Source organism: Kitasatospora nipponensis (genome assembly GCF_039528135.1).
In the GTDB taxonomy this organism is placed as follows: Bacteria; Actinomycetota; Actinomycetes; order Streptomycetales; family Streptomycetaceae; genus Kitasatospora; species Kitasatospora nipponensis.
The window spans coordinates 1-746 of sequence record NZ_BAAALF010000675.1 but is presented as its reverse complement, the minus strand read 5'-3'; the positions used below and the strand labels follow the sequence as shown (position 1 = coordinate 746).

The 746-nt window shown below is 68.1% G+C and carries 1 protein-coding gene; it reads right to left on the bottom strand.

The features are described from left to right. On the bottom strand, window positions 1–738 hold a 738-nt coding region (locus tag ABD323_RS42650; protein ID WP_344447426.1), incomplete at its 3' end, for a phage portal protein. Window positions 739–746 lie beyond the last annotated feature (8 nt).

Sequence of the window (746 nt, the reverse complement as noted above, 5' to 3'; positions counted from 1 at the left end):
CCCGGGGTCGCGGATGCCGGAGAACGCGAGGCCCCGGCCGGCCCGGTTGGCGTCCTGCTCCAGCATCGCCTCCATCCGGGTGATCTGGGTCGGGGTGTAGCCGAGGTCCTCCATCAGCTGACGCCACGGCACGCCGATCGCCTTCTTCTTGATGGCGGCGTCCACGCGCTGGGCGTCGGTGCGGTGTTCGACGTCGGCCCAGATCGTCTCGGCGAGCGGGTCGTTGCCGCGCTGCTGGTCGTCCTTGACGAGGAAGCACAGCCGGGCCATCTCCTCCCAGGCGTCGGACAGGAACGTCGTCTTGTCCCGCGTCTTGGCGATCAGCCCGACCTCGGACTCCTGCATGGCCTCGGCATTGACGTTGACCAGCTTGCCGGTCATGTAGCCGGGCGGTGTGCGGGACTGGGCGGCGACATGCTCGACCAGCATCTCGATGCCGGTGACGAAGTTCCGCAGGTCGGCGGCCTGGAAGTTGCCGAACTTAGCCTGCGGGCTGCTGGCGCGCAGCATCTTGGACACCGACAGCTTCCACATATCCGGGTTGTCGATCTCCTGGCCCGTCAGCGGGTCCTTGGGCAGGTCGATGCCAGTGCCCCAGCGGGCCGGGAACGCGCCGGCCTCGGCTGCCACCAGCATGTCGATGACCAGCTTGTTGATCGCCCGCTGCAGCGGCATCACCGTCTGGTGCTCGGGTGGGGGGTGGTCAACCAGGAGCGGGCGGTTGGTCAGTTCCACCATCGGTACCC